The sequence below is a fragment of the Lacihabitans sp. CCS-44 genome, from assembly GCF_024343735.1.
Lineage (GTDB): Bacteria > Bacteroidota > Bacteroidia > Cytophagales > Spirosomataceae > Leadbetterella.
In genome coordinates, this window is sequence record NZ_RJUE01000001.1 from 62,209 (window position 1) to 80,161 (window position 17,953).

15 protein-coding genes are annotated in these 17,953 nt (G+C 37.7%); 7 read left to right on the forward strand and 8 right to left on the reverse strand.

The features are described 5' to 3' along the window. Position 1 precedes the first annotated feature (1 nt). Together EGI26_RS00285 and EGI26_RS00290 are read left to right on the forward strand one after the other, a co-directional pair. Complete coding sequence (locus EGI26_RS00285) at positions 2-1,057, forward strand: AMP-binding protein (protein ID WP_255075568.1); 1,056 nt, start codon at positions 2-4, stop codon at positions 1,055-1,057. Beyond that, entirely contained in the window at positions 1,038-1,745 is a 708-nt protein-coding gene (locus EGI26_RS00290; RefSeq protein ID WP_255075570.1) for a hypothetical protein, read from the forward strand. The genes EGI26_RS00285 and EGI26_RS00290 overlap by 20 nt, the downstream gene beginning before the upstream one ends. Here the strand turns inward: EGI26_RS00290 and EGI26_RS00295 are convergent. The 6 genes from EGI26_RS00295 to EGI26_RS00320 all read right to left on the reverse strand — a co-directional run bounded on the left by EGI26_RS00295 (position 1,723) and on the right by EGI26_RS00320 (position 9,776). Beyond that, entirely contained in the window at positions 1,723-2,592 is an 870-nt protein-coding gene (locus EGI26_RS00295; RefSeq protein ID WP_255075571.1) for a helix-turn-helix domain-containing protein, read from the reverse strand. The two genes, EGI26_RS00290 and EGI26_RS00295, sit on opposite strands and share 23 nt — an antisense overlap. Before the next feature lie 62 nt (positions 2,593-2,654). Next, the gene (gene hslV / locus EGI26_RS00300) at positions 2,655-3,191 is read right to left on the reverse strand and encodes an ATP-dependent protease subunit HslV (RefSeq protein ID WP_255075846.1); all 537 of its coding nucleotides are present in this window, start codon (positions 3,189-3,191) and stop codon (positions 2,655-2,657) included. A gap of 64 nt (positions 3,192-3,255) precedes the next feature. Further along, positions 3,256-4,890, reverse strand: a complete 1,635-nt coding sequence (locus EGI26_RS00305; protein WP_255075573.1) for a 2-oxo acid dehydrogenase subunit E2 — start codon at positions 4,888-4,890, stop codon at positions 3,256-3,258. A gap of 202 nt (positions 4,891-5,092) precedes the next feature. Continuing rightward, the gene (gene lepA / locus EGI26_RS00310) at positions 5,093-6,880 is read right to left on the reverse strand and encodes a translation elongation factor 4 (protein WP_255075575.1); all 1,788 of its coding nucleotides are present in this window, start codon (positions 6,878-6,880) and stop codon (positions 5,093-5,095) included. A 101-nt stretch (positions 6,881-6,981) separates the two neighbouring features. Continuing rightward, on the reverse strand, positions 6,982-8,469 hold the full coding sequence (locus EGI26_RS00315) for a capsule assembly Wzi family protein (RefSeq protein ID WP_255075577.1): 1,488 nt from the start codon (positions 8,467-8,469) through the stop codon (positions 6,982-6,984). A gap of 59 nt (positions 8,470-8,528) precedes the next feature. Further along, entirely contained in the window at positions 8,529-9,776 is a 1,248-nt protein-coding gene (locus tag EGI26_RS00320) for a DUF819 domain-containing protein (RefSeq protein WP_255075580.1), read from the reverse strand. A 572-nt stretch (positions 9,777-10,348) separates the two neighbouring features. Here EGI26_RS00320 and EGI26_RS00325 point away from each other — a divergent pair. After that, positions 10,349-10,810: an Lrp/AsnC ligand binding domain-containing protein gene (locus tag EGI26_RS00325; RefSeq protein WP_255075582.1), complete on the forward strand. Its 462-nt coding sequence runs from the start codon at positions 10,349-10,351 to the stop codon at positions 10,808-10,810. Between the two features lie 2 nt (positions 10,811-10,812). After that, complete coding sequence (locus EGI26_RS00330) at positions 10,813-11,622, forward strand: N-acetylmuramoyl-L-alanine amidase-like domain-containing protein (RefSeq protein ID WP_255075583.1); 810 nt, start codon at positions 10,813-10,815, stop codon at positions 11,620-11,622. Here EGI26_RS00330 and EGI26_RS00335 read toward each other — a convergent pair. Further along, positions 11,619-13,157, reverse strand: coding sequence for a S8 family serine peptidase (locus tag EGI26_RS00335; RefSeq protein WP_255075585.1), 1,539 nt, complete (start codon positions 13,155-13,157; stop codon positions 11,619-11,621). The two genes, EGI26_RS00330 and EGI26_RS00335, sit on opposite strands and share 4 nt — an antisense overlap. Positions 13,158-13,201: 44 nt before the next feature. On the opposite strand from EGI26_RS00335, the gene EGI26_RS00340 reads away from it, so the two are divergent. The 3 genes from EGI26_RS00340 to xerD are packed head-to-tail and all read left to right on the forward strand — an operon-like array spanning position 13,202 to position 15,840. Continuing rightward, entirely contained in the window at positions 13,202-14,476 is a 1,275-nt protein-coding gene (locus EGI26_RS00340) for an aminopeptidase P family protein (RefSeq protein ID WP_255075586.1), read from the forward strand. A gap of 54 nt (positions 14,477-14,530) precedes the next feature. Then, the gene (locus EGI26_RS00345) at positions 14,531-14,947 is read left to right on the forward strand and encodes an OsmC family protein (RefSeq protein ID WP_255075587.1); all 417 of its coding nucleotides are present in this window, start codon (positions 14,531-14,533) and stop codon (positions 14,945-14,947) included. 2 nt (positions 14,948-14,949) lie between these two features. Then, on the forward strand, positions 14,950-15,840 hold the full coding sequence (gene xerD / locus EGI26_RS00350) for a site-specific tyrosine recombinase XerD (protein WP_255075588.1): 891 nt from the start codon (positions 14,950-14,952) through the stop codon (positions 15,838-15,840). 7 nt (positions 15,841-15,847) lie between these two features. On the opposite strand, the gene feoB is transcribed toward xerD, so the two are convergent. Continuing rightward, a complete protein-coding gene (gene feoB / locus EGI26_RS00355; RefSeq protein WP_255075590.1) occupies positions 15,848-17,950 on the reverse strand; it encodes a ferrous iron transport protein B in 2,103 nt (700 codons plus the stop codon). Positions 17,951-17,953 lie beyond the last annotated feature (3 nt).

Below are 17,953 nucleotides of genomic sequence, written 5' to 3' on the forward strand. Positions count from 1 at the left end.
TATGCTATATTTTTCTAAAGAAGGCGAACTGATAAATACCGAAAGTGGCAATTTGTATTACAAAAAAGCCATGCAGATATTGGACCATTGGAATTTTGGTAAAACTGAATTTGAAATAAAAACAAGCGGTTCTACCGGAATTCCAAAAACCATACAACTAAAAAAAAAATCAATACAGGCCTCTATAGAAATGACAAAAACGGCATTCGACCTTTACGACGGTCATTTGTTTTTTTGCTGCCTAAATATTGAAAACATAGCGGGTTTAATGATGCTCCTACGTTCACAGCAACTCAAAGGAGAGTTAATGCTGGTAGAACCTAGCTCTAATCCTTTTGAAAAACTCGGAAACTTGGACTACCTATTTTCTGACAATAGAGGGCGAAATATCTTTGCATTTGTACCTTTACAACTGCAAAAACTATTAGAAAATGAAAAGTATGTACAAATTCTAAAAACCGCAAAAACGATCTTAGTGGGTGGAGCAGCTATAAATACCAAACTAAGAGCCAAGATAGCAGAACTTTACTTGCCAGTTTATGAAACCTACGGCATGACCGAAACAATTAGCCACATAGCCATTAAAAACATTCGCTTGGAAGAAGATTCCTTCAAAACCTTGGAAGGTGTAGAAATAAAGGTGAATGATGGGGGTTGTTTGATGATAAAATCGCCCACGACGGACTTTGAATGGATAACCACCAACGACATTGTAGAAATCATTGATGATAAGACATTTAAACTATTTGGCAGATTCGATAATATCATCAACAGCGGCGGTGTAAAAATTCAACTTGAAGAAATTGAAAGGAGAATCGAGGAAAATTTCAAGATAGAAAGTAGATATTTTTGTTTTGGAATACCTGACGAAAAACTGGGCCAAAAGTTGGTTTTAATTGTAGAATCCAAAGAAAAGCCAATTTCTAAAGAGCAATTGTCGACTATATTGAGTAAATTTGAGGTTCCTAAAGAAATTTATTTTGTAGAGAAATTCTCTGAAACCTCCTCTTCAAAAGTTGACAAACGCAAAACCATTGATGAAATCCTTAATTCTTAGATTCCAAACCTCGGCTCTGATTCCTGCACCTTATGCTCATGCAATAGAAGTCATTTTTTCATTTGGTCAAAATTCCTTGGACTATAAATTTGAACTCGATTATCTGGGCAGAGACCAACTGAGCGAAGAAGAAATATTAGATGAAGGATTTTCGATGGAGGACAATCTTTTGCTATCGGGCAAATTGCCTTATGTTTGGAATGAGCAATTGGAAGGTTTGGTAAATAAAACTGAAAAAACGTATCCAAAAGAGTTGGAAGATGACCAAGAATTTTGGGATATAGAAATCGGTGCAGAAAATTTTTATCCTAAAAATACCAAACACTGGAAAGAATTCATAGAAGAACTACAACAAGCTGTGGTTGAGCAAAATAAGCTAGAAAATCCGCTTCAAATCACCATAATTAGAGCCGATAATGACGCTCAAAAAGAATACAAAATCAAGGGAAATTTTGAAAATAAATCGCTTACAATAGACAGTCCTGAAAAGCAGACTCAGTTGCCTTGGACCAAACTAAAGCCTTTGCTTAAAGATTTTTATTCTGCGGATTTTGATTATGAAAAGGCCACTGAAAAACTTCCAAAAAAGACAGGTTTGTTTATAAACTTTGGAGATGAGTATTGGTTTGAATTGGGAAAATCTTACTTGACCAAACCTTCAAAAATTACTTCTTGGCTCGAAAACTAAGAATAAAATCGAGCTCAGTTTTGAGGCTATCTACTTTATCCTGAATATTTTCCAATGAAATATCTGGCAGCGGCATAGCCTTACTGATATAACTTATTGGCTTCCAAATTTCCTTTATTTCAGAAGCTTTTATTTCTTGACTTTGTGTATTGGCTTTGTCCGAACTGGTCAGTAAAATGCCTTTGATGTGAATCTGGTTGTACAATCTTCTGTATTTAAATCCACCTAATTTACTTATAATCAAATGATTTTCCCCTTCAATTATCTGATTAAAATCTGAGACTTTCTCCGCGATAAGAATACAGTTTTCTAAAGGAAAATCTGTGGGAGCATCAAAAGCTCTGAGGTTTTCTTGGGTAAAAAATGGTAAATGGATGGAAGGAAGATTTTCAGAATATTGCTCAAAACTTTCCTCACTCAGGTATTTCTCAAAAAGATTGGCGTTTATATATTTTATTTCTTTCGATTTTGAAGAAACCGAATGAGAAGGAACCGATTTAACTGGCTCAAAAAGTGAAGGTTGAACGTCTGGAATCTCTCTATTGGTATGTTGAAAAACTGTTCGTTTCTCTATCGGAAATGGCAAGTCATCTTTCAGAATGGTGTTCGAAGAACTTGTTTCAGGCCTTTTATTAAACTCTCTTTCGTAAGAATAGTTAATCAGCTGGTCGAGGGTAATTCCGAAAACCTTAGAGATTTTATTGAGATTTTCAGCAGGTGGCACTGCCCTATTTTCCTCATAAGCACCTATCAGCGAACGCTTTATACCCAAAACCTCCGCAAACTTCTCCTGAGTCATTCCCATGCGTTTGCGTAATACTTTGATATTTTCGTTAACTAAAGGCATCTGTAAAGAATAATAAAATCAAATATATTGTATAAAAAGCAAATGAAAGTATTTTCCTAAATTTATATCGTCTCTATGACCAAATTATGGTTGGTATAAATACAAATATCTGCAGCTATAGTCAGGCCTTCTTTCACCATTTCTTCGGCTGTTAAATGTGCAGCGTGTTTTTTCAATGCCAATGCTGCCGACTGTGCATACATACTTCCCGAACCAATGGCCGCCACGTTGTTGTCTGGTTCTAAAACATCGCCAGTGCCAGATATAATCAACATCTCCTCCGCATTGGCTACGATCATCATGGCTTCTAATCGTCTCAAATAACGATCTGTTCTCCAATCCTTGGCCAATTCTATGGCAGCACGCTTCATGTTGCCCCCGTAGCTATTTATTTTCTCCTCGAATTTCTCAATCAGTGTAAAAGCATCAGCAGTAGAACCAGCAAAGCCAGCCAATATTTTTCCGCCAGCAAGTCTTCTAATTTTCTTTACATTAGACTTAGCCACAGTATTACCCATGGTAGCTTGTCCATCTGCACCCAAAGCAATTTTGCCATTGTGCAGAATACCCAAGACGGTTGTCGATTTAATTTTATCCATCATTTATAAAAAAATAAATCCCTCCGAAATACATGCGAAGGGATTCAATTTATTTCGTTAAATATTAAACTAAAAGTTTGTAAGGTTGCTCCAACAACTCTTTTAGAGTTACTAAAAATGCAGCTCCTGTAGCTCCATCCACCACTCTGTGGTCACATGTCAAAGTTACTTTCATCACATTTGTAGCATAAAATTGTCCATTTTTCACCGCAACGGTTTCTTTTATACCACCAACAGAAAGAATACATGATTCATTTTTGGGATTGTTAATGATAGAGGTAAATTGTTCAATTCCAAACATACCTAAGTTACTCACTGTAAAAGTGTTACCTTCCCAATCAGCCGGCTGAAGTTTGCCTCCTTTGGCTTTTCCACCTAAATCTTTGGTAGTAGCTGCCAAAACCGACAAAGGCAAAGTATCTGCAAAACGAATCACTGGAACTATCAAACCTTCTGGAATAGCCACGGCCATACCGATATGTACATGGTTGTTTTTACGAATGCTATCCCCTCTCCAAGATGAGTTCACGTTTGGATGTTTTTTCAAGGCCACGCCACAAGCTTTCAACACCATGTCGTTGAATGAGATCTTCACCGGCGATGCCTCGTTCATGATTCCACGAGCTTCCATAGACTTGTCCATGTTGATTTCCATCGTAAGTGAAAAATCAACCGCTGTCGTTTGTGAATCCGCCAAACTTCTGGCAATGGCTTTACGCATTTGTGTAAGTCCAGTTTCTTCAAAACTTTCTACACCTGAAACAGAAGATGCTGAAGTACCAGTCGACGCAGCAACTTGAGGCTTAGCTGAAGGAACATATCCATCCACATCAGCTTTTACAATTCTACCACCTTCGCCTGAGCCTTTTACATCACCAATATTGATACCTTTTTCTTTGGCCAAACTTTTAGCCAAAGGTGAGGCAAGAATTCTTCCATCAGAATTTTGAGCCTCCACCACAGGTGCTGAAACTGGAGCAGCAACTGGTGCTGGCGTAGTGGCAACCGGAGCAGCAGCTACTTTAGGAGCTTCTGGTGCAGTTGCAGCAGCTTTTGGAGTACTTTGTGCTTTTAACAACGTTTCAAAATCAGCTCCTTCTTCGCCAATAACTGCTATGATTGAGTTCACCGGAGCTGCTTCACCTTCTTTTACACCTATAAATAATAACTTCCCATCTTCATAAGCTTCTATTTCCATGGTAGCTTTGTCCGTTTCTATCTCGGCCAACATATCGCCCGCTTTTACAGAATCTCCAACTTTTTTCAACCATTTGTGTATTACACCTTCAGTCATGGTGTCGCTCAGAAGTGGCATTTGAACTATGGCCGCTTTTATGTTTGAAGTATCGATGGCTGCAACCGCTACCGATGCTGCAACTTCGGCCACTGGAGCTGCTTCTACAACCGCTGGTGCGGTAGCTGGTGCAGGGCCTCCACTTAATAGTGCCTGATATTCTTCACCCGGAGCACCTATAACCGCAATAATAGCATCAATAGGCACCGCTTTACCTTTTTCTACACCAATATATAATATCGTACCATCATAGTAAGATTCCATATCCATAGTGGCTTTGTCGGTTTCTACTTCCGCCAAAATATCACCTGATTTTACGACATCACCCACTTTGACATTCCATGCGGCTATAACACCTTCTTCCATGGTATCACTCATTTTGGGCATTCTGATAACTTCTGCCATATCTTTTATTTTTTGCTTAGAATTAAATGTTTTAGGCTAAAATTGATTTCCGTCCCAAAGTTCCCTAAAAACTTTTTTATATTTTAATATTCTATCCTATTTTATTCTGAAATAATGCTCAAAAAACTATTCAACTAAATTTCTGAAATTTAAGAAGTACAATATTGAGGCATTTTCAAAATCAATTTAGATTGAACTACTTTTAATTAATTTTTAAAACAGCCATGAATGCTTCTTGTGGCACTTCTACATTACCAATTTGACGCATTCTTTTCTTACCTTTTTTCTGTTTTTCTAACAACTTACGCTTTCTACTAATATCACCGCCGTAACATTTTGCCGTAACATCTTTTCTCATCGCTTTCACTGTTTCTCTAGCGATAATTTTTGCTCCAATGGCCGCCTGAATGGCAATCTCGAACTGTTGACGTGGCAAAAGTTCTTTTAGTTTTTCACACAATTTTTTACCCCAATCGTAAGCTTTGTCTCTGTGAACAATGGCCGAAAGTGCATCCACAGGGTCTCCGTTTAAAAGAACATCAAGTTTTACCAAAGCTGATTCTCTGTAACCAATTAGCGAATAATCAAGAGAAGCGTATCCACGAGAAATTGTTTTCAATCTATCAAAAAAGTCAAATACAACTTCCGAAAGTGGCATGTCAAAAGTCAATTCTACCCTTGTTGAAGTAAGATAAACTTGATTTTTCACCTCACCTCTTTTGTCCATACAGAGCTTCATGATTGGCCCAACGTAATCAGAAGCCGTAATAATCTGTGCTTTGATGTATGGCTCTTCTATAGAAACCACCAAGTTAGGATCTGGCATTTCAGAAGGAGCAGAAACTTGAAGAACTTCGCCTTTTCTGGTTTTCACGGTGAATCTTACCGAGGGTACGGTAGTGATTACCGTCATGTCAAATTCTCTCTCCAAACGCTCTTGCACGATTTCCATGTGCAACATACCTAAGAAACCACATCTGAAACCAAAACCAAGTGCGGCCGAGGTCTCTGGCTCCCAAATAAGTGAGGCGTCGTTGAGCTGAAGTTTCTCCATAGACTCCCTAAGTTCCTCAAAATCAGTCGTATCTACTGGATAAATACCTGCAAATACCATTGGCTTAACCTCTTCAAAACCTTGAATTTCTTCTGTTGATGGTCTATCAACATGCGTAATGGTATCTCCTACTTTTACTTCTTTGGCAACTTTTATACCAGAAATCAGGTATCCTACATCCCCACATTCAACCACATCCTTGGGTTGTTTTTTGAGTTTTAAGCTACCAATTTCGTCAGCAATATATTCTTTCCCAGTGGCTACAAATTTCACTTTATCTCCCTTGCGAATTGTACCATTTTTTACCCTAAAAATAACCTCAATACCTCTGTATGAATTAAAAACCGAGTCGAAGATTAAGCCTTGAAGTTCGGCTTTTGGGTCGCCAACTGGTGCTGGAACTCTATCTATAATGGCTGTAAGTATATCGTCTATTCCAATACCCTCTTTGGCACTCGCCAATACGATACCGTCAGGATCAATGCCAATAAGGTCAACAATTTGATCTTTTACTTCCTCTATCATAGCTCCTGGCAAATCTATCTTATTGATTACAGGAATGATTTCCAAATTATGTTCTAATGCCAAGAAAAGATTTGAAATTGTCTGAGCTTCAATACCTTGTGCGGCATCTACTATCAAAAGGGCTCCTTCGCAAGCAGCTATAGAACGAGAAACTTCGTAGCTAAAGTCAACGTGACCTGGAGTATCTATAAGGTTAAGTATGTATTTTTCTCCCCTGAAAACATAATCCATCTGAATAGCGTGACTCTTGATGGTGATACCTCTCTCTCTCTCCAAATCCATATCGTCCAACAATTGAGCTTGCATTTCTCGGGCTGTCACTGTACCTGTAAACTCTAATAATCGGTCAGCAAGTGTGCTTTTTCCGTGATCAATATGGGCTATTATACAAAAATTACGAATATTTTTCACAAAAAATTATTTAATCCAAACAATGAAATTGAGGTGCAAAAATAGCACAAAAAAGGAGAAAATCGGTGGAAAGAATCAATATATTTTAGTTAAAATCCTAACTATTGCCAGATTTTTTTGAAGGAGACAAATGCTCCATAGTTGTCGTAGATTAGGTCGCCTTGCTCTATCCCAACTCCCACATTGACAATTCCTTTGAGTTTTGGAGCGGGAATGACAGCCTTTGTGGCAATAGAAAACTGATCTGCCTTGAGGGGATTGTTTCCGGTGCCGTAATTTCTACTAAAAGACATCCTTGACTCTAATCGAATGGTATTCAGCTTATTAGTCATTCCAAGATATCCAGCTTTAATGTTATTATTGTTTGCATAAAGTTGGATGAGCCCATTATCCTTGTTCTCATAACGAATATCAGGGTTGGGAATCAAAAATGGAGAACCAATAGTGAGGCCGTTATAAGACCAACCCTCGAAATACTGACCATGATTAAAGTAGAAGTTCTGATTTCTACCATAATGTTTACCTTGAAAACCAATTAAGCGAAGCAAACCTGACCTGTAAAGACCTTGATTGGTGGTATGAAGAAACTCGAAAACCACCTTATTAATTCTACTTTCGGAATTAAGAGAAGATACAGAAATACCATACAATCCGTCATCAATATTGGTGAGACTACTAAAAGTCTGGCCAGTTTCAAAGATTATCTGCTTGTAGAAGAGCATTCTAAGCCTCTTCAGATTGAGTTCTCCGCCCATATCTATTTGCCCCAAATGATTACCATAACGGTTTTCATAATCATAAGGACTTGTGTTGGGATTGACCAAGGAATCGTTGGAGGGATTGGAAAATGGCAACAAAATATTTCTGTACACATACCAACCAGTTGGAAATTTACCATTTACATAGCGTGTATCCCAGTCCGGAATCCCATACTTGGGCGTACCTCCCCATTGGGCGTGATGTAATATACCACCGTAAAGTTTAACTTTAGAATTTGGTCGACCTATTCTTCCATAAAGACTTTTTTGATGCAAATAATAGCCCTTCACACTGGTCTGATTGCCGAACCACGCATGAGAAAAATGACCTTTAAAACTTAAAAAAGGAAACAAAACTTTGGTATATTCGGGTACAGAAAGTTGTATTTCTGGCAGAGGAAGTGAATTCCCAGACCATGTTATGGAACCACTACTAAGGGTGGAATCTACCAAACCATGAACTTGTTTCTTTCTACCTGCGGTTAAAGCAAGTTTCTTATAATCAACCCTGTAGTATGCTTCTGGAATAACGATTTTCGCCTGAGAACCCACAAAAAGTACCATGTCAAAGCAATAGGAGGTCTTGAAATTGGCTCTACTCGTGTCTTTTCTGGATTCTAAATTTTGCCTAAACAATACCGTATTGTCAGTATTTGGAAATGCTCCGAATTGATTACTTCTCAACCAAAAAGGAATGGTATTGTTGATGGAGTAAAATCCGCCTAGCTCGACCGAATATTTGGCTTTTTTGTTTTTTTGAGCAAAAAGAGGTTCACTACACCAAACAGTGCAAAGCATTAGAAGTATGATTCTTAGCAATTTCTTATTCATTTGATACCGAAAAAACTTAATTGACGGCAACGAAAAACTGCACAAAAACCAAGCCAAATTTATGACAAAACCCAGTGCATCAACAGTGCGGTTAAATATCCACCATAAGTACCTATAGCATAGCCTAAAACTGCAAAAATCACCCCGACAGGAACCAATGAAGGATGAAAAGCACCAGCTACAACCGATGCCGATGCCGCTCCCCCGATGTTAGCCTGAGATCCAACCGCTAACATAAAGTAGGGTGCTTTGAGTAATTTACTGGCAACAACAATAAAAACCACATGGATAAAAATCCAAATAATCCCGACCAGAAAAAGCCACTTATTATCGGCAACAGCAGAAAGGTCCATTTGCATGCCTATAGAAGCCACCAAAATATACAAAAACAAAGTACCGATTTTTGAAGCACCCACATATTCCAACTCTCTCAATTCAGTTCGAGAGGCTAATATTCCGAAAATAGTAATAAAAAATACCACCCAGAAAAAGTTTGAAGTCAAACTGAATTTTTCGAAATGCGGATAGTTTTCTTTAATAAAAGGGGTAATTATATCTGCCAAAAAATATGAGATTCCAGTAAAAACAAACGCCACTGCGGTAAGTTTAAGGTAGTCGTCAAAAGTAGGAATCCGCTCCTTTTGTCCTTTTAATGCTGAAATCTTATCTCTCATTTCGTCCACAACAGCACTATCGGCTCCAAGCCATTTGTTGATTTTATTGTTATTTACCACCCCAATCAACAAAACCGCCAACCAAGTTTCGGCCACCAAAACATCCACCGCCACGCATTGAGAAAAAACATGGGCACTTGGCTGAAGAATTTCCTTCAAAGCAGTTTGGTTTGCTCCTCCCCCAATCCAACTTCCTGCAATGGTCCCCAATCCTCGCCAAACTTCATTTTCGGTACCCATATAAAAAATCTCGGGCTTGAAGCTACTCACAATTTTAACGGCCAATGGTCCGCCAATTATTACCCCCAAAGTTCCTGCTAAAAACACCAAAAGGGCTTTTAAGCCAAGCTTTTTGAGCATTTCTACATCAAGACTGAGTGTAAATAACAATAAACATGCTGGTAACAAATATTTGGAAACAAAGGGGTAAACACCTGAACTCTCTCCTGAAATTAAGCCAAAAGTATTAAGCACTCCAGGCAAAAAATAGCACAATAATATAGGAGGAAAAATTTTGAAAAAACCTTGAATGAGTTTGTTAGGCGACTTGGCCAATTGAAAAATAAGCAGCAAAAGAAAGAAAAGAATAGCCGCCACCACGGCATCGTTGGTTATAATAGCTTCAGGTTTCATTCGGTAAAATTTTGTCAAATATACACAATCTCAACCGCCCTAAAAACAAAACACACAATCTACAAAACGAGACTGTGTGTCGCAATTACACTTCATCAACAAACTAAAAACCAAATAATATTTTTGTTAAAATATTTTTCTGAAACAAATATGCAAAAAAAAGGGCATGAAAAAAATAAATCAAACATTTTTCTTTCTCACGCCCTTTGCATGGCTGTAGGAGGGGGAGTCGAACCGCCCACGATGCAGTTAGCCAAAGAGCAAAATTTGGTGGTCAACCCCAGTCGGAACTGAAAAAACCCGTTCGGCTTTACTCTTCGTTTATCCTGTAACCATCACCCCCGAGACAGGAGGGCACGGCTGCCAATTTCGTCATCCTACAGTATTATTAAGAACTCAATTGTTTTCGTCTCTCTCTGAAAACATTACAAAGGTAATACCATTTTCTGATTCGATAAAAATTATTTATCATTTTATTCAAAAAATATGATTCTGTTTATTAATTTCGATATAAAACTAAATAAAATTTAGAAAAATACCTATATCTTACATTTCTACTAAACATTTTTTAGATGATAAAAGAAAATATTGACGAAATAGACCTAAAGATTCTTAGAATATTGATAGAAGACGCCAAGGTTTCCTACGGAGATATTGGTGAAAAAGTGTTTTTGTCACCAGGAGCGGTGCATACAAGAGTAAAAAAAATGGAGTATACAGGTATCATTACGGGTAGCAGCATCAGTGTAGACACCAAAAAACTGGGCTGGGATATAGCTGCTTTTTTGGGCATTTATCTCGAAAAAAGCGAACAATATGATGATGTGGCCGCCCAACTAAAAATGATTCCAGAGATAGTGAGTATCAATTACACCACCGGAAATTATAGTATATTTGTGAAATTGATGTGCAGAGACACCGCCCATTTGAGAAGTGTATTGCACGATAAAATTCAAAAAGTACAAGGAATTCAACGAACAGAGACTTTTATTTCGTTAGAAGAAAGTCTCTCTAGAACAGCACCGATTATTTAAAAATGAAAGCTCTTTTTCTATTTCTATTTATCTGCCTATTAAGCACAAATCTGGCGGCTCAGTTTAATCAAAAACTCGTTGAGGAAAAACTAAAATTACCTCAAAAAGCGAGCGTCGATGAGACTATTCTACAGATTGGCCAGACTTTTCTAGGTTTGCCTTATGAAGGAGGAACACTCGAAGGCCCAGAAGAAAAGCTAATTTGTAAACTCGATGCTTTTGATTGCTACACATTTGTGGAGAACGTGATGGCTATAAGCTTGGCCAAACATTCAGAGCAGCCAACTTTTGAAAACTATATGAAAATTTTACAAGATTTGAGATACCGAAATAGCAAAATTGACGGCTATGGCTCGAGGATTCATTATTTCACAGATTGGGCCAAAACAGCTGAGAAGAATAATTATTTGAAAGATTTAAGTCCGATTTTAGGTGTAAAAATGGATAAGCCAATAAACTTTATGAGTCAGCACCGAAACCTCTACCCTTCATTTGCGAAAGACGATAAAGTGTTGGAGGACATTATTTTGATGGAAAAAAAATTAGCCAAAAAGGCCATTTATCATATCAAAAAAGAGGACTATTCTACTTATGAGCCAGCCATAAAAACTGGAGATATCATTGCGTTTACGAGCACGGTGGCTGGATTAGACGTAAACCACGAAGGTTTTGCAGTAAGAAAAAATGGAAAACTTTATTTGATGCATGCTTCCATCGAGAAAAAAAAGGTGATAATCTCTGAAGAAACGCTGCAACAATATCTAATGAGAATTAAAAAGCACGCTGGAGTTATGGTGTTGAGAGTGAGTTAATTCCTCCACAGAATTTCTATTATTTGGTCTTTCAAAATCACAGTTGACTGCCTTACACTTTCATTCTTTTTGATTTCAAGCCTTCCGTTTATAGGTTGAACAAACTCCTGAGAAATCACATTTCTAGCATCTCTTTTATGAAAAATCACAATTCCTTCATTCTGAGTGGTTTTAATGATGATATTTTTTTTAGCTTTTCTAGTTTCTGTTTTCTTTGAAATAACCCCCTTCCTTTCAAAATGCTCAATAATCTTTTTGCTATCTGGGAATCCATAGCCTACAAAATTATTTGGCGATGATGAAAGGCTACCAGAAAGTTTCAGAATTCCCTTGACTTCTGAAGATTTGAGATTTGGATTCTTTTCGAGCATTAACGCGACAATTCCTGTTACTATTGGAGCCGCTAAAGATGTCCCAAACTCAGAATAAACTGTCAGGTCGGGCTTTATAAAATTCACATTTTCAACACCTTTACTACTGTAGGCCATTTTCAACCCATTGTCGTCATTGGCACCAACACTTATCACTTCCTCTACATCTCCTGGAGTAGAAACTATGCCTCCCCATGCTTTATTTTCGCCTTCATTACCAGCCGAAACCACCAAAATCATTCCCTTTTCATTCACCGCCATTCTTGCTCCTTGTCCTATCAAACTCGTTTTGCCGTCCATTTGCTCGGGCTTATAACTTTCAGCAGGATTTGTAAAACCAGTAGCATAACCGAGCGAAGAATTGGCCAATCTTACACCTAAACTATCTAGCCATTCAATGGCCGCAATCCAATTATCTTCTTCGACTCTCGCTTCTTTTTGGGAAGATTCGGTTCGGGCAAAGTAAAAATTGGATTTGAGACCAAGTCCAAAAAGTTGCTTTTTAAGAGGATTAAAACCTGCAATTGCGGTGGTAACCATGGTGCCGTGAATCTCGCCTTCAGATTTTTTTTCTCCATAAAAGTCGATTTTGGGAGGACTGAAGAAATCTTTTGTTTCTTTAATTTGCTTATTTTCAAACAAGTGTTGTAGATTTTTGTCCTCATTTGCACCAAAAAAACCACCATCAATCACGCCAATGTCCACACCTTCACCCAGCCAACCTTTTTCAATAAAAGCCCCAGCATTAATTTGATGCAATGGATAGGAAAGATAAAGACCGTCTTCATTTCGAGGAATTTTATTTGAAGCCAAATTTTGATAATTATTAATCTTTCTAATTTCTTTTACGAAAGGAAAAGATTGAACTTTAATCTTCTCATTATCAGTCAAATAAACTGAAACCGCATTAAACCAGCGACTTACATTTTGAATCCTAAAACCTGCATCAGAAAGTTCTTGGACTTGCTTTTGACTTGGTCCAAAATCTGATTTCTGAAAAATTTCTAGATTAATATTTCTCCTATTTTGATAGGTTTTAAGCGAAACTGGTTGTGATTTGAAAAAATCTCTTTCCTTAAAAAACACCCAGTATTTTTCCTGTGCATGAGAAACAGAAATTGTAAAAAGCAAAAAAAACAAAATTCTACCCTTCAAACTATTCAATTGAGCCTATTTTTTATATTATTGCAAATATAATCTGAAATAAAATGAGGTACGAAAAAATCGCAAATAGCTTTTACATAGAAAACCGAAAGAAGTTTGCAGAAAAAATCTTACCCAATTCTGTAGCCATTTTTTCAACCAATGATCCGCTACCCACCAATGCCGATGGAACTTTTGGATTTGTTCAGAATAGTACTTTTTTTTATTTGACAGGCATCGACCAAGAAGATGGCTATTTAATCATCGACAAAAGAAAAACACCTCATAAAGAAACGCTTTTTGTAAGAGAAACCAACGAAAAAATAAGAGTTTGGGAAGGAGAAATGCTTTCTAAAGAAGAAGCAAGGGAGATTTCTGGAATTGAAAATGTGGAATGGAGTTCTGAATTTTGGAAAATTGCAGCAGATAATTTAAACGATTGTATAAATATTTACACACACATAGATTTGAGTCAAGGAAAAGGGACTGCTTTCAGGTCGAGAGAGAAATATCTAACCACACTTTTGAAAAGAAAATTTCAGAATAAAAACTTTTTGAATTCAGCAGAAATAACTGATGAACTGAGACTTATAAAACATCCTTTGGAAATAATTCAAATAAAAAAAGCCATAGAAATTACCAAAGCAGGGTTTGAAAGAGGAGCGAAATTTCTCAAAAATGGCATTTATGAATTTGAGTTAGAAGCAGAAGTAAGCCACGAATTTTATAAACGAAGATCCAGAAATCATGCCTTTCAACCCATTATGGCTTCAGGCAAAAATGCTTGTGTGTTGCATTATATCACCAACAATGAAATTTGTAAAAATGGAGACTTGATTTTGATGGATTTCGGAGCGGAATATGGCAATTACAAAACTGATATGACCAGAACTTTGCCCATAAATGGCAAATTTTCAGACAGACAAGTTGAAGTTTATCAATCTGTTTTGGATGTTATGCAAGCCATTAAAAAACAAATGGTAGTTGGAAACACAATAGACAATCTCAAAAAAGAAACACAAAATCTGATAGGTAAAGAATTGGTAACACTTGGAATTTGCAGTACTAATGAACTAAAAAACGACCCAAAGACGATTCTAAAATACTTTCCGCATGGCGTTTCGCATCATCTCGGTTTAGATGTGCATGATGTTGGGGATAGAAAAAGACCTTTGGAAGCTGGAATGTTATTAACTTTGGAGCCAGGAATATACATCAACGAGGAAAATCTCGGAATCAGGCTTGAAAACGACATTTTGATCACTCAAGACGGGAATGAAGATTTAATGAAAGACATTCCTCTGGAAATAATAGAAATAGAAAATTTAATGAAAAAATAAAGTTTAGCAGGGCAAAAGAATAAACTTGGCGACTTTGCGAGAAAAACAAAATATATGAAAACCTCGAAAATCACTTACAATGGTGGCTTGAACACCGAAATGACACACCTGAAATCAGGAAAAACAGTTATCACAGACGCACCAACCGACAACAACGGCAAGGGCGAAGCCTTCTCTCCTACAGATTTGGCGGCGACTTCACTGGGTGCTTGTGCGATAACTGTAATTGGCATAGCAGCCCAAAATGCAGGACATGAGTTTAAAAATTCTGAAGTACAAATTACCAAAATAATGACTTCGGAAGCTCCAAGAAAAATTGCCAAAATAATCGCTGAGTTTGACTTTACTTGTGAGCCTCCTTTATCGGATAACGATAAAAAAAGATATGAAAGAGTAGCACTTACTTGCCCGGTTTCACTGAGCTTACATCCTGATATTGAGCAAGAAATGATTTTTAATTGGCTTAATTGAGCATGACATGGCTCGACCATATCAAGAACTTCAAAAATTACCTGAAACTCGAACGAGGGCTTTCGGGTAATTCTGTCGAATCTTACGTCAGAGATGCCGAAAAACTCTTTCAGTTTTGTGGAGAAGCTAAATCGCTTGCAAAATTAAAAGACGAAGATATTCACAACTTCTTGGTCTTTTTGAATGATTTGGGACTTTCAGCCACTAGTCAAGCCAGAATTTTGAGCGGAATAAAGGCTTTTTTTGAATATTTATTTATTGAGAAAATAGTAATTTATGACCCCACCGAACTCATTTCTTCTCCAAGAATTACCAGAAAATTACCAGAAACGCTTCATTTGCACGAGATAGAGGCTATGATAGCCAACATTGACCTAAGTACTCCCGAAGGTCCTCGAAACAAAGCAATTATAGAAATAATGTACAGCTGTGGCTTACGAGTTTCAGAGCTAATCAGTCTCAAAATATCCGATTGTTTGTTTCAAGAAGGTTTTATAAGGGTAGTTGGAAAAGGCAACAAAATGCGGTTGGTACCCATTGGAAATGAAGCCATTAAGTTTTCTAAAATCTATCTTCATGGAGTACGTATTCAGCTTAACATTGAACAAGGTCAGGAAGATTTTCTTTTCTTGAATCGTCGAGGAAAAGCCCTTAGTCGGGTGATGGTTTTCATAATCATAAAAGACCTGGCCGAGAAAGCGGGAATTCATAAAAGTATCTCTCCACATACGCTGAGACACAGTTTTGCAACGCATTTGGTTGAGGGTGGAGCTGATCTTCGAGCCGTTCAGGAAATGCTTGGGCATGAATCCATTATTACTACCGAAATTTATACGCATCTCGACAGAGCCTATTTGCAACAAACTTTGAAGGAATTTCATCCGAGGGGATGAGTTGATTCTACTTCAACCACCAATAAACGGCAAACGCAGAAACATAAGCCAAGGCACTCATATAAACCAACTGGATAATTGGCCATTTCCATGACTTGGTCTCTCTATAAACTACCGCAATGGTGCTCATACACATCATGGCAAACACGTAGAATATTAGTAGAGAATATGATGTGGCAACGGAGAACACAGCCTCACCAGTTTCTGGATTTACTTCGTTTTTCAATCGAGATTTTATGGTCGAATCGTCGGCATCGTCAGCACCAATGCTATAAATAGTGGAAATAGTCCCCACAAAAACCTCTCTTGCCGCAAACGAAGTAATTAGAGCAATGCCTATTTTCCAGTCATAACCTAAGGGTTTGATAGCAGGTTCAATGAATTTACCAAACAAACCCGCATAAGAATTTTGAAGTTTTTCCGCAGCTATTTTGGGCTCTAATTCATCTGAACTTAGGCCAATATTTTGGGCTGCAACCCTTTCCTCCGCTTTTGAAAAACCCTCTCCCGGCCCATAAGAGGCCAATACCCAAAGCACAATCGAAATAGCCACGATGACTTTACCAGCCTCAAAAACAAAAGTTTTTACTTTTTCTAATATCGTAAATCCTACCTGCTTCCACCTTGGTTTTTTGTATGTCGGAAGTTCCATTACAAAGAATGTCCGCTCGTTGGTTTTAAGTATTTTTTTCAAAAACCATCCACCCACCAAAGCCGAGAAAAACCCTAAAAGATATAGTCCCATCAAGGCCAAGCCTTGGAATCCAAACAAGCCAAATAACTTATCATCAGGCACCACCAAAGCAATAAGTATGGTATAAATAGGTAAACGAGCAGAACAACTCATTAAAGGCGTGACCATGATGGTGATTAGTCTGTCTTTCCAATTCCCAATAGTTCTGGCTGACATAATAGCAGGGACCGCACAGGCCATACTCGAAATCAACGGCACCACACTTTTGCCGCTCATGCCAAATCTACGTATGAGTTTGTCCATCAAAACCACCACGCGAGCCATATAACCAGACTCTTCAAGAATAGAAATAAATGCAAATAAAAAGGCAATTTGAGGAATAAAAATAACCACTCCACCAATTCCAGCTATCAGACCATCTGTCAATAAATCAGTAATTTTGGATTCGGGAAGTATAGATTTCAAGAAATCATTCAATGAAGCTATTCCTCCATCAATCAAATCCATCGGATAGTTTGCCAGCGTAAATACGGACTGAAAAATCAAAAAAAGTATTCCAAGAAATATTACATAACCCCAAAATCTATGAATGAGTACATTATCAATTTTCTGAGTGAGAGTAAGTGAATTGTGCTTTTCAGACTCTATTTCAACAACTTGACTCAATGTTTGGCCGATATCTTTGTATCGCTCCATGACCTCTTTTGCTTGAAAAGCATCGGCGTCTAGTTGTAACTCAGAGGCAATATTCTCAAGGAACTTTTTTTCGGTCACATTCAAAAAAGCCAATTTGTCGGTCTGCAACAAATAATGTAGGGCTGCGTATTCTGATTTTAATTTAAATTTCTCCCTGACTTTAGAAACTGTTGGTTTAATTTCTTCCGAAATCACCTCGATGTTTTGATGAATTTGCTTTTTTTCTAAAGCTCTGAAGATGGTCAATTTCAAACCTTCGAGACCAATACCTTCTCTGGCATTTACTTCAACCACAGGTATTCCGAGTATTTTCTCAAGCTTTGGGGTGTTTACAGTAATTCCGATTTCGTTAGCCACGTCGAGCATATTCAATGCCAAAACCGTTGGAATTCCAAGATCATTTACCTCCTCAAAAAGCAAAAGATTCCGTTTAAGATTGGAAGAGTCTACAACTATTACCGCTAAATCAGGATAATCCGCGTGATTTTGGTTGGTAAGAACCTCAAGAACAACTTGCTCGTCGAGCGAATTGGGATATAAACTGTAGGTTCCTGGCAAATCGATAACCTGAATGTCAGAGCCGTCGCTTATTTTACAAAAACCAACTTTTTTGTCAACAGTCACACCCGGAAAATTACCGATTTTTTGTCTAAGACCCGTGAGGTGATTGAAAAGTGAAGATTTACCACAATTGGGATTTCCTATTAGTGCAACAATCATGGG

Coding starts and splice junctions, on each gene's coding strand:
- EGI26_RS00285 (WP_255075568.1), top strand. CDS start 2: ATGCTATATTTTTCTAAAGAAGGCGAACTGATAAATACCGAAAGTGGC.
- EGI26_RS00290 (WP_255075570.1), top strand. CDS start 1,038: ATGAAATCCTTAATTCTTAGATTCCAAACCTCGGCTCTGATTCCTGCA.
- EGI26_RS00295 (WP_255075571.1), bottom strand. CDS start 2,592: ATGCCTTTAGTTAACGAAAATATCAAAGTATTACGCAAACGCATGGGA.
- hslV (WP_255075846.1), bottom strand. CDS start 3,191: ATGGATAAAATTAAATCGACAACCGTCTTGGGTATTCTGCACAATGGC.
- EGI26_RS00305 (WP_255075573.1), bottom strand. CDS start 4,890: ATGGCAGAAGTTATCAGAATGCCCAAAATGAGTGATACCATGGAAGAA.
- EGI26_RS00315 (WP_255075577.1), bottom strand. CDS start 8,469: ATGAATAAGAAATTGCTAAGAATCATACTTCTAATGCTTTGCACTGTT.
- EGI26_RS00320 (WP_255075580.1), bottom strand. CDS start 9,776: ATGAAACCTGAAGCTATTATAACCAACGATGCCGTGGTGGCGGCTATT.
- EGI26_RS00325 (WP_255075582.1), top strand. CDS start 10,349: ATGATAAAAGAAAATATTGACGAAATAGACCTAAAGATTCTTAGAATA.
- EGI26_RS00330 (WP_255075583.1), top strand. CDS start 10,813: ATGAAAGCTCTTTTTCTATTTCTATTTATCTGCCTATTAAGCACAAAT.
- EGI26_RS00340 (WP_255075586.1), top strand. CDS start 13,202: ATGAGGTACGAAAAAATCGCAAATAGCTTTTACATAGAAAACCGAAAG.
- EGI26_RS00345 (WP_255075587.1), top strand. CDS start 14,531: ATGAAAACCTCGAAAATCACTTACAATGGTGGCTTGAACACCGAAATG.
- xerD (WP_255075588.1), top strand. CDS start 14,950: ATGACATGGCTCGACCATATCAAGAACTTCAAAAATTACCTGAAACTC.
- feoB (WP_255075590.1), bottom strand. CDS start 17,950: ATGATTGTTGCACTAATAGGAAATCCCAATTGTGGTAAATCTTCACTT.